This window comes from Bacillus alveayuensis, from assembly GCA_030812955.1.
Lineage (GTDB): Bacteria > Bacillota > Bacilli > Bacillales > Aeribacillaceae > Bacillus_CB > Bacillus_CB alveayuensis.
On the sequence record JAUSTR010000039.1, the window covers coordinates 1 to 9,918 of the forward strand.

Annotated in this window: 10 protein-coding genes; 3 read left to right on the forward strand and 7 right to left on the reverse strand. The window is 36.8% G+C overall.

Annotation, left to right across the window (positions count from 1 at the left end; all coding sequences use genetic code 11):
- Positions 1–411 precede the first annotated feature (411 nt).
- The gene (locus tag J2S06_RS15725) at positions 412–813 is read left to right on the forward strand and encodes an acyl-CoA thioesterase (protein WP_419152913.1); all 402 of its coding nucleotides are present in this window, start codon (positions 412–414) and stop codon (positions 811–813) included.
- Positions 814–962: 149 nt separating this feature from the next.
- Here J2S06_RS15725 and J2S06_RS15730 read toward each other — a convergent pair whose 3' ends face one another.
- Genes J2S06_RS15730 through J2S06_RS15745 form a run of 4 tightly spaced genes read right to left on the reverse strand, consistent with a single transcriptional unit; the run spans position 963 to position 5,100 of the window.
- Positions 963–1,199 carry a hypothetical protein gene (locus J2S06_RS15730; RefSeq protein ID WP_419152914.1) on the reverse strand — a complete coding sequence of 79 codons (237 nt, stop codon included), beginning with the start codon at positions 1,197–1,199 and terminating at the stop codon, positions 963–965.
- The gene (locus J2S06_RS15735) at positions 1,196–2,389 is read right to left on the reverse strand and encodes a Ger(x)C family spore germination protein (protein ID WP_419152915.1); all 1,194 of its coding nucleotides are present in this window, start codon (positions 2,387–2,389) and stop codon (positions 1,196–1,198) included. The genes J2S06_RS15730 and J2S06_RS15735 overlap by 4 nt, the downstream gene beginning before the upstream one ends.
- A gap of 6 nt (positions 2,390–2,395) precedes the next feature.
- Complete coding sequence (locus J2S06_RS15740; protein WP_419152916.1) at positions 2,396–3,526, reverse strand: GerAB/ArcD/ProY family transporter; 1,131 nt, start codon at positions 3,524–3,526, stop codon at positions 2,396–2,398.
- Between the two features lie 26 nt (positions 3,527–3,552).
- Positions 3,553–5,100 carry a spore germination protein gene (locus J2S06_RS15745; RefSeq protein ID WP_419152920.1) on the reverse strand — a complete coding sequence of 516 codons (1,548 nt, stop codon included), beginning with the start codon at positions 5,098–5,100 and terminating at the stop codon, positions 3,553–3,555.
- Positions 5,101–5,553: 453 nt separating this feature from the next.
- On the opposite strand from J2S06_RS15745, the gene J2S06_RS15750 reads away from it, so the two are divergent.
- Both J2S06_RS15750 and J2S06_RS15755 read left to right on the forward strand, forming a co-directional pair.
- A complete protein-coding gene (locus J2S06_RS15750) occupies positions 5,554–6,717 on the forward strand; it encodes an iron-containing alcohol dehydrogenase (RefSeq protein ID WP_419152917.1) in 1,164 nt (387 codons plus the stop codon).
- A gap of 454 nt (positions 6,718–7,171) precedes the next feature.
- Positions 7,172–7,978, forward strand: coding sequence for a protein-glutamine gamma-glutamyltransferase (locus J2S06_RS15755; protein ID WP_044748522.1), 807 nt, complete (start codon positions 7,172–7,174; stop codon positions 7,976–7,978).
- A 95-nt stretch (positions 7,979–8,073) separates the two neighbouring features.
- Here the strand turns inward: J2S06_RS15755 and J2S06_RS15760 are convergent, their stop codons facing one another.
- The 3 genes from J2S06_RS15760 to J2S06_RS15770 form a co-directional block, all read right to left on the reverse strand.
- Positions 8,074–8,478, reverse strand: coding sequence for a secondary thiamine-phosphate synthase enzyme YjbQ (locus J2S06_RS15760; RefSeq protein WP_419152918.1), 405 nt, complete (start codon positions 8,476–8,478; stop codon positions 8,074–8,076).
- Positions 8,479–8,754: 276 nt separating this feature from the next.
- A complete protein-coding gene (locus J2S06_RS15765) occupies positions 8,755–9,438 on the reverse strand; it encodes a zinc metallopeptidase (RefSeq protein WP_459077061.1) in 684 nt (227 codons plus the stop codon).
- 73 nt (positions 9,439–9,511) lie between these two features.
- Entirely contained in the window at positions 9,512–9,736 is a 225-nt protein-coding gene (locus J2S06_RS15770; RefSeq protein WP_419152919.1) for a hypothetical protein, read from the reverse strand.
- Between the last annotated feature and the right edge of the window lie 182 nt (positions 9,737–9,918).

Genomic DNA, 9,918 nt, shown 5'->3' on the forward strand with positions numbered 1-9,918 from the left:
TTCATGAGACATGAACCTCCTTGTAGGTAGTTGGTAGCACATCTATTCTAACCAAGGAGTTGGGTTCCTGTCTCCTTTTTTGTTTGGATGTAAATTTATGTTAGGGAATTTCCTCATCTACATCATAAATTTAAATCTTTTGCATGAATATTTATTTGGATGTACAATATTAGTAATATTCTTCTAAATATTAAAACTAATTTGAATTACAACATCAGGGCTCTTTGATTTACTTTCTATTAAAAAGGAAGTCCCTTCGGTTAGAAAATACGTTATTTATTTAACTCTATAAATTGGTCTTAAGCATTAGTAAAATCATCTTTCTAAGTATTCCAAAGTTTTTGTACATAAATCTTTATGAACATTATGAAGTCATGACATTTAAACAAGAACAAAAAGGAGGACATAAATATGCCACTTGAAACGGTTACAGAAATTAAAGTTAAACCAGAGGATATCGATGAACTCGGTCATGTAAATAATAAGGTTTATGTGTCTTATCTTGAAAAAGCCCGTGAACATTGGTACAGTGAAGCGGGTTTACCATTTGCGGTTATGAAAAAAAGAAATTTAGGAACTGTCGTATTAAAATTGGATGTTTTCTTTAAAAAAGAAGCTAGGTTGGGAGATATACTTAATGTAATAACACGTCCTGTTCGATTAGGAACAAAAAGCTTTGTATTGGAACAAATTATTTTTAATGAAGCAAATGAAGCTATAACCGAAGCGACAATTACTAATGTCATGTTTGATACAACAGTTCGGAAAAGTACAACCGTAGCAGACGAAATAGCTCGTCATTTCCCTAAATGAGCCAATTTCATCATATTTTAATATGAATCTGCGTTTTTCATGTCGTATGGTCAATCATAAATGAGTACTGATAAATTTTGGCGACGAATACTGGTGTTTCAACAAGGAAAATTCCTATAACAAACGATTATTTTCTCTCGGTTCCTCCCTTAATCTATCGGGTCCAGCAAAAACTTACCTAAAGGTTTAAAAATCATATTTATCAAATCAGCAGGACCAAGCATATTAGAAAAGAAAACGAGGAGGATAGCTAGTATCCACCCTGACATTGTTAATATGACAACGGTCCATTTTTCTTTTTTCTGTTTTTTATTCATTCTCGACCATTCAAATAATATAATAAGTATAGTAGCAACTGTGACTCCAATAAATGTTATAAACATCATTTTTTGAACACCTCTTCTTTGGATACCACTTTTGATGATGTAGACACTCCTGATCTTCTTATATACGCATTATTTTTAATTTCTACCTCTATTTCTGGAAATTTTTTATCCCACTGATCCTTCACTTTTTCCCACTCATCTGGGTAGTGTCTGTGAAACGCTTCAGCAAACCCAAGAATATCCGCTCCCATCTTCTTTTGAACTACTTCAAGTGTCATTTTAATGCGTGTTTCAATCGTTTTTTCTAATTCTTTTTCAAGCTTTTTTGTAATAACAGGATTGGTCAAATTTAAATTCGTTTCGTTTTCTACAGCATCATCTTCTGTGACGATTTTAACGATCATTTTCCATTTTCCATTTTCCATTTTAGGAATTAGTTTTGTATAGGAATGTAGGAGATAAAATGATATTTGATCGTGATACCCTTCTGGTTGAACCGTTACTGTAGAAGATTCCATTTCATTTCTTAACCATAATAAGCCCCTTGTTAATTTGTCATCGATATATCCAATCATTTTACCATCTTTCAAAATGGCCGTTCCGTTCACTTGTAATCCTTTTGAAAACGATTCTTTTTTAACTTCTATCCATGGCAGACCTACCGCATTGGCCTCTCCGCTTAATTCTTCCAAAAAATCTTTCACTGTTACAGCCATTCCAATTCTGAAGTTTGCCAGTTCTCTAGCTACTTCTGCCGAACTTCTATCAACATCAGGAATAGCTTTTAACACATCAATCGCTTTTCCGCTAGTAACAAATATATAAGATTTTAGCCTAGCTTTAGGAAATCTGGCAAAAAAGTCGATATGCTTCTGTACCTCAGACTCGGCAAGATCTTCGCCAATAATAATCACTTGGTTATGTCCCCAGAAAATTCGGCGTGAAAATCTTGCCTGCAGTCGAGACAAAGCTTCGAATATTGTTTTTCCAATTGCTTTTTCAACAGTTATCGTCTTTCCCGCTCCACCTTGACCACTTGCAGTTGCTTCTCCTCCCATCGCTTCTGGAACGGCCAGCTGTACGGATACTTCAATTTGTTCGTCTTCGGTTTTATCAAGACCTGTTGCTAATACAAGCCCTAAGTCATTCAGTTCGACACGATCCCAGCAGCCCGTAAGAAAGAGGGGAGATGAACAAATAAATAAAGATAACACTGTTTTTACTGCTTTTTCTAAAAATATTTTTAACATCCTATTTCACCTTTTACCACTTAACATCTTTTTGTTATTACGTTCTTCCCGTTTACCAACCATTCCTTTACGAATAAACGCAATGAATAACAATAAGGCTGGTATTAGCAAATGATAGAGCCAGAACATTGACCACAAATTCATTAATACGTCGATTAGTTCCATTAAGCTATGGATTGACCAAATACTGAACACAACTAATAAAAAACCGATCGGAAGAACAATCGGACGGTAGTCGGATAGATTTAACCATTGAGCCGTACCGATCACAATCACATAATAGAATACTGAAATTTTAATAAATACACCTGGGATCCAAATCGCCATCACAATGGACTCAACATGTTGAAGAAAATCAGCAATGCTAATATATTTTGTTGCGCTCATAACCGGATAGATGAACATATCAGTAATGTCACCGAATAAAAAAAGAGCATACAAATTCGTAATAACTAGCATAAGCATCACTAAAAATGCCGAGATCATGCCCCATTTGAATCCTTTTTCCCTTTCAAGTAAAAATGGGAATAAGAAAGAGAGAAGAAAGAATTCACTGAACCAGCCTGATGGTGTTACAGCCCCCTTTATCGACGGCATCAAACCTTTCTCCATGATTGGAAACATATGTTTCAACTGTAGATCTGGAATCATTATAATAGCAATAAACAAAAGTACAGCTAAAACGATTGGAAGAAAAAATTGTGCAGTTCGTGCAATCACTTCAAGTCCGCCATGTACCGCAAGGCAACAGACAAATACCATACTGGCTATAACGACAATGAGTGGTGTCGTCATTAAAAAATTGCCGACGACAAATTCACCATACTCCCTTAACATAATTCCAGTTATAAACACATAAAAAAACAAGTACAAAAATCCGATCACTTTGCCTGGAATTACACCTAGAATTTCCTTGCTATATTGGATGACTGTCTGTTTCGGGAAATGCTTATTCAATTGATAAGCCAAATAGATCGTAAAAAAACCGACAAAAGAAGCCCATATCGGTGATAACCATAAGTCTTGTTTTGCAAATTTTCCTGTAATAGACGGTACAATGAGAATCGCCGTAGCGCTAATTGTCGGATGCATAATGATGGCCATTTGCACAACACTAATCCGGCCCTTTTCAATCATCTTTTCTCACCTCGTTACTTACGATTTTACTTTTCATCCCCTTTTGCCGGATCAGGCTTTAATCCAGGAGCTTGACGATATTTGTTATAGTCTCCTGTAAAATGGGGCCTTGAATCGAGTTCCCACCACGGGGCACGGATTAGTACATCTTTCATTTCGCGGAATTTCATCGGTGCCATTGGACTAAGATACGGTACACCAAAAGATCTCACAGTGCATAAATGGATGATTATGGTAATAAGAGCTAGCATAATACCTAATAGTCCAAGTGTCCCAGCCAGAAGAATCACAGGAAATCGCAGCATTCGAATAGCGATTGCGGCTGGATACCGTGCAATAGTGAAGGAGGCAATACCAGTAAGGGCAACGACAATTACCATTGGTGCAGAGACAATTCCAGCAGAAACAGCCGACTCTCCGATAACGATCGCCCCAACAATGCTGACAGCAGACCCAACCTGTTTCGGAAGACGCAGCCCTGCTTCACGGAGTGCTTCAAATGTGATTTCCATTATTAAAGCTTCAATAAGAGCTGGAAAAGGGACTTGTTCACGCGAAGCAGCCATACTAATTAAAAGTGGTGTTGGCACCATCTCCTGATGAAAGGTAATAATTGCTACATACAAAGATGGTAATATGAGTGAAATTACAAGAAAAAAGTAACGAAGCCAACGTGTGGCAGTCCCTATTAAAAATCGTGAATAATAATCCTCACTAGATTGTAATAAAGAATAAAACGTTGTCGGTACAACAATAGAAAAAGGACTACCATCTACTAGAATGGCCAATCGTCCTTCTAGTAGACTTGCAGCTATGACATCAGGACGCTCCGTCGTTAATACTTGTGGGAATGGGGAATATGGGTTATCTTCAATAAATTCTTCAATCATGCCAGTTTCCATTATTCCATCAACGTCTATTCGGCTTAGTCGATTTTTCGCTTCCTCTATTAAGGTTTGATCCACCAGACCTTCAATATATGTGATGACAACCTTTGTTTTTGTGTAGCGACCAATTTCCATCGATTGCATTTTGAGCATCGGACTTCTAATTTTTCTCCGGATCAAGGTCGTGTTTACAGATAAAGCTTCTACAAATGCTTCACGCGGTCCTCTAACAACCGCTTCAGCAGCTGGTTCTGAAACCGAACGTTTCTCCCATTTGGATAGACCTAACGCCACTCCTGTTTCGCTCTTATCAACGAGTATCACAGGATTTCCTAATGAAATCTCTTGAATGCATTCGGAGAAGTTTTTGATTTTTTTTACATTTGAAACGGTTATTTTTTTTTCAATTAAAATGGTTATATTTATGTTTAATTCCCCTTCTTTAATCTGCATTAGTGTTGAAAGCACGTTATCATCGATTTCCTCAACGTTTGCCAAACCTTCAATATATATAAGAATGGCTCTTTCTTTTCCTCCGATGAAAAAAGGACGAAAAATAACATCCATACAATCTTTATATATAGAACGAAGTTTGTTTTCATTTTCAGTTAACTTCTTGGAAATCTTTCCTTGTTGCTGCTTAGACTGTTGACTTCTCAGTGAACAATCCTTAATATTAAGTTTCATTCCAATGCTCACAATATGCCATCCTTTCTCTTGCCCTAGTCAATTCCATTTTTTAGAATGATATGGAAAGAAATTGACGAACAAACCGATTTCTACGAGTATGAGTGGATTACAGCCTTCAATTTACATCCCTATAAGATTCAGTTAGCGCTTTTTTAAATAGTTTTGTTTTATGTAAGGAATTTTATACAGAATGTTAACGAATCAAGAGTAAAAAGCAAGCACATTCAGAAAACAGAGCGTCATTAATACAGGCATCTTTTTCATATGAGTAGAATGTATTTTTTATTCAATGATATAGTGAAATAAAGGATCAGATAAAAGGTGAGGAAGTTCCATTTTACCCTTAACGCTTTGAATACAGGTAGTATAGGACGAATGTTAATGATTCAGTTCTAATTTTTTGCATTCCATTTAATACTCATCCATAATAATAAGCGAGGAGGGAAGGACATGGATTCATTTGAATTTTATAATCCAACAAAATTAATTTTTGGTAAAGATCAGATAGAGAAGTTAAAAGCGGAAGTACCAAAATATGGAAAGAAAGTATTGCTCATATATGGCGGTGGCAGCATTAAACGAAATGGTTTATATGATGTAGTTCTTACATATTTAAAAGAAATTGAAGCAGAAGTATATGAATTAGGAGGAGTTGAGCCAAACCCACGCATTTCCACCGTTCGGAAAGGTGTTGACATTTGCAAAAAAGAAGGCATTGAATTTTTACTTGCCGTTGGTGGCGGCAGTGTAATCGACTGTACGAAAGCGATTGCGGCTGGTGCAAAATACGATGGCGATCCATGGGATTTCGTCATTAAAAAAGCGGAAGCAAAAGAAGCTCTACCATTAGGTACTGTATTAACATTAGCAGCAACAGGCTCTGAAATGAACAAAGGTTCTGTTATTACAAACTGGGAAACAAAAGAGAAGCATGGTTGGGGAAGCCCAGCAGTATTCCCGAAATTCTCGATTTTAGACCCAACCTATACATTTACCGTTCCGAAAGATCAAACGATTTACGGTATTGTGGATATGATGTCACACGTAATGGAACAATATTTCCACAATACAAAAAACACACCGCTTCAAGACCGCATGTGTGAAAGTGTTTTAAAAACGGTTATTGAAACAGCTCCAAAACTGATCAATGATTTAGAAAATTATGAGCTACGTGAAACGATTATGTATTGCGGTACCATTGCGTTAAATGGAATGCTTTCAATGGGTTATCGTGGTGATTGGGCTACACATAATATTGAGCACGCTGTGTCAGCTATCTATGATATTCCACATGCAGGTGGGCTTGCAATTATATTCCCGAACTGGATGAAGCATACGTTACACGTTCATCCTAAACGCTTTAAACAATTTGCGGTGAACGTATTTGATGTCAATCCAGACGGAAAAACAGATGAAGAAGCAGCACTAGAAGGCATTGAAAAGCTTCGTGAGTTTTGGACAAATATCGGAGCACCTTCTCGTTTAGCGGACTATAACATTGATGATAGCCAATTAAATGTCATGGCCGAAAAAGCGATGGCGTTTGGTGAATTTGGCAACTTCAAAAAATTAAACAAAGAAGATGTTCTTGCGATATTACGTGCATCTTTATAATTCGAAAGGGAGGCTTTTCTTGCCTCCCTTTTGCTTTTTTAAAACGAAAAAATTTTTTTACAAATACACTTGTATACGATCCTTTTAATTTGGCTCTTTTCTAGAAGATTGTTGCTTTACTATACGATAGCTTTTCGACTGTCAAGCAAGCGAAACGCTTGCTACACGTTGTAGCGTGACGTGAACCTAACAAAAGTCGATGGGGCTGTCCGAAAAGTGGTTTTTCAGTTTGAGCATTAAAAAATTAAAACCCAAGAATGCTGTTATATCAACATTCTCGGGTTTTTAATTTGCAAACATAAACACTAAAATGGACTTTTTAGACAGCCCCACGTGCTTTGTTCGGTTCATAGACAGTCGAAAAGCAACAAAGTTTACGAAAACAGCCTTTAATTTTATTTATGAATATCTTATCTGTCCCTCTTTATAAAATGTACTGTTAGGGGGGATCGAGATGATTATCGTTCAACAAGTCCCAATGACGATTGGGCAGCTGAAAGGAATGTTTCCGCAAGAACCTTTTCAAGAAATGCTAGAATGGATGGTTAAGTATCGAGAAGTTTACACATATGACAATATTTCGCAATTACATTTTGAATTAATGATGCGTCTAAACACGATGAAAGCTGCAAGAGACCTTTTAAAAAGCAAAGCAAAATTCGCTACTTTTGCAACGTCGTATTGTAATGAGGAGTACTGGAACTTAAATCAAAGAGGGGCCTTTTTACTAAAAAAAGGGAAAATGCCATCGGATGCAATCCGTGATATTTTCGAAAATGGAATCAAATATGCATTTGAATGCGCCACAGCGATTGTCATTATCTTTTATAAAGCAGCATTAGATTCCATTGGCGATAAAGCTTTTAATCATTTATTTCAAGGACTTGTCTTATATGACTGGCACTATGATGAAGATTTAGGGATTTACACCCGAAGAGGGAATGACTTTCTACCAGGTGATTGTCTTTACTTTAAAAACCCTGACTTTCATCCAGAAAAGCCGCAATGGCGAGGTGAAAATACAATTTATCTTGGAAAAGACATGTTTTATGGTCACGGGATTGGGATTCGGACAGCCGATGGGATCATTCAAACACTCAATAAATATCGAAAAGAAGATGCACAAGAAACAGCTTATTTAATGCAACAGGTGACGAGACCTGATTATCGATATTTATCAAGTTATCACAATGCTTTTACGCAAATGCCCCGAACAGGTCAAGGATTTGCGCGCATTGGTCAATCTTTTTTCTACTGTTAAAAAACATTTAAATGTATACCACTCCTTATAACATGTATAAGTGAGGCTTATGTTTCAAAAGGGTCTGACCGAGGTCAGACCCCTTTTGGTAATATTTATGAATCTGCCAATACTTTCACATAATATGTACGCTTTCGTGGTCCATCATATTCACAAAAATAAATACCTTGCCAAGTTCCGAGTAATAATTGCCCATTTGTAATAATTACATGCTGTGAAGCACCGACTGTACTCGATTTCATATGAGCTGCTGTATTTCCTTCCATATGACGGTCAAGCTCATGCTCCCACGGATACACCTCATCAAAGCGGCGCATCATATCACGTTTTACATCAGGATCTGCATTTTCATTAATGGTTATGCTAGCTGTCGTATGTGGACAATAGACAACCGCTAGCCCTTCTTGAATGTTTAATTCATCGACCATTTTTTGTACATCTCGTGTGATCTCGATCATTTCATCTCTTTTATTGGTAGTAATTGAAAATTTTTTCAGCATCCTATTTATTTCCCTCCCGTACAAATGCTTATGAGTATCGATATTTCATGATATAAAAGTAAAGCGGGGGATGTAGAATCCTCCGCTTTCAGACTGTTGACAAACGCTTGCATTCTTTGTTACTTCGCCCTCCTCGAATGCTCATTACCGTACTTGGTAACTCCGCTTCTCATCGGGCTCGTGCCTCGAATGACAAGCGCTTTCATTCAGTCTGAAGATTCGTTTTATATAGACTTTGTCTACAAACTAAAAGCGGGGGATGTAGAATCCTCCGCTTTATTCATCATTTGATTGGAAGAAAATCATCACAAATTTTAATAGCTCAAACAAGGAAATTAATGCTGCAGCTACGTATGTTAAGGCAGCGGCATTTAACACTTTATTGACGCCGTGCTCTTCATCATTTCGAATAATCCCTTCTGCCACCATTATGTTTTTTGCACGGGAGCTTGCATTAAACTCCACCGGTAATGTTATGAGCTGGAACGCAACTGCAAATGAGAAGAAAATGATCCCTAATCCCAATAAGTTTAAGCTTTGCATTAGAAAGCCGGCAATTAATAAGAAAGGAGCAATCCCAGAAGTAAAGTTGACAACCGGGAACATTCGGTGTCTTAATACTAAGGCTCCATATCTTTCTTTATGTTGAATAGCATGTCCGACCTCATGGGAAGCAACGGAAACAGCAGAAATAGATCGTCCGTAATATACCGGCTCTGATAGACGAACAACACGGTTAATCGGATCATAATGGTCTGTTAACGTTCCTGGTACAACTTCAACTGGGACATCATATAAGCCATTTCGGTCTAATATGCGGCGAGCCACTTCTGCTCCCGTCAATTGCGAAGAACATAAAACATCTGAAAATTTGCTAAAGTTCCCTTTTACTTTAAATTGTGCCCAAAGGGAAATTCCAAAAGCAATGAAAATGAGAATGTCCATCGGATGGAAAAACATTTGTTCATGTGCCTCCTATTACTTTAAATTAAAGATATATTACTATTATTATGAGAAAAAGTACAGAAAATAGCTACTTTTTTGCTTTCGGAAAATAAGCAACGGTCATAATTAGGATAAACCCGACCAGCAATAAATAAAATGATGTTCTTCCTGTAATAATCTGTACAAACTCCAACACTGTATAATCTTGAGCATAATAATCATACAAATTCAAATCAAATATTAAGGTAATTCCACCTATTACTCCTAAATGGATCCCTATAATCAGGAGAATTAATCTACCTTTAAAGGTCATAATCATCCCCTCATTTTTTTGCTTTATATTCATATTTATGGGGATTTATGGACAAATATACTTCTCCTGCACCGATCCCTTTCATCACTCCCTCTATAAATGTTGATATATCAACGGTTGTAGCCGTTTCAGGGGTGTCAAAAAAATATTTTTCGACAAAATTCCTAACATTATTTCTTAAA

What these genes read in the sequence shown, in the direction of transcription:
- J2S06_RS15725 (WP_419152913.1), top strand. Translation starts at nt 412, where the DNA reads ATGCCACTTGAAACGGTTACAGAAATTAAAGTTAAACCAGAGGATATC.
- J2S06_RS15730 (WP_419152914.1), bottom strand. Translation starts at nt 1,199, where the DNA reads ATGATGTTTATAACATTTATTGGAGTCACAGTTGCTACTATACTTATT.
- J2S06_RS15735 (WP_419152915.1), bottom strand. Translation starts at nt 2,389, where the DNA reads ATGTTAAAAATATTTTTAGAAAAAGCAGTAAAAACAGTGTTATCTTTA.
- J2S06_RS15740 (WP_419152916.1), bottom strand. Translation starts at nt 3,526, where the DNA reads ATGATTGAAAAGGGCCGGATTAGTGTTGTGCAAATGGCCATCATTATG.
- J2S06_RS15745 (WP_419152920.1), bottom strand. Translation starts at nt 5,100, where the DNA reads ATGAAACTTAATATTAAGGATTGTTCACTGAGAAGTCAACAGTCTAAG.
- J2S06_RS15750 (WP_419152917.1), top strand. Translation starts at nt 5,554, where the DNA reads ATGGATTCATTTGAATTTTATAATCCAACAAAATTAATTTTTGGTAAA.
- J2S06_RS15755 (WP_044748522.1), top strand. Translation starts at nt 7,172, where the DNA reads ATGATTATCGTTCAACAAGTCCCAATGACGATTGGGCAGCTGAAAGGA.
- J2S06_RS15760 (WP_419152918.1), bottom strand. Translation starts at nt 8,478, where the DNA reads ATGCTGAAAAAATTTTCAATTACTACCAATAAAAGAGATGAAATGATC.
- J2S06_RS15765 (WP_459077061.1), bottom strand. Translation starts at nt 9,438, where the DNA reads ATGTTTTTCCATCCGATGGACATTCTCATTTTCATTGCTTTTGGAATT.
- J2S06_RS15770 (WP_419152919.1), bottom strand. Translation starts at nt 9,736, where the DNA reads ATGACCTTTAAAGGTAGATTAATTCTCCTGATTATAGGGATCCATTTA.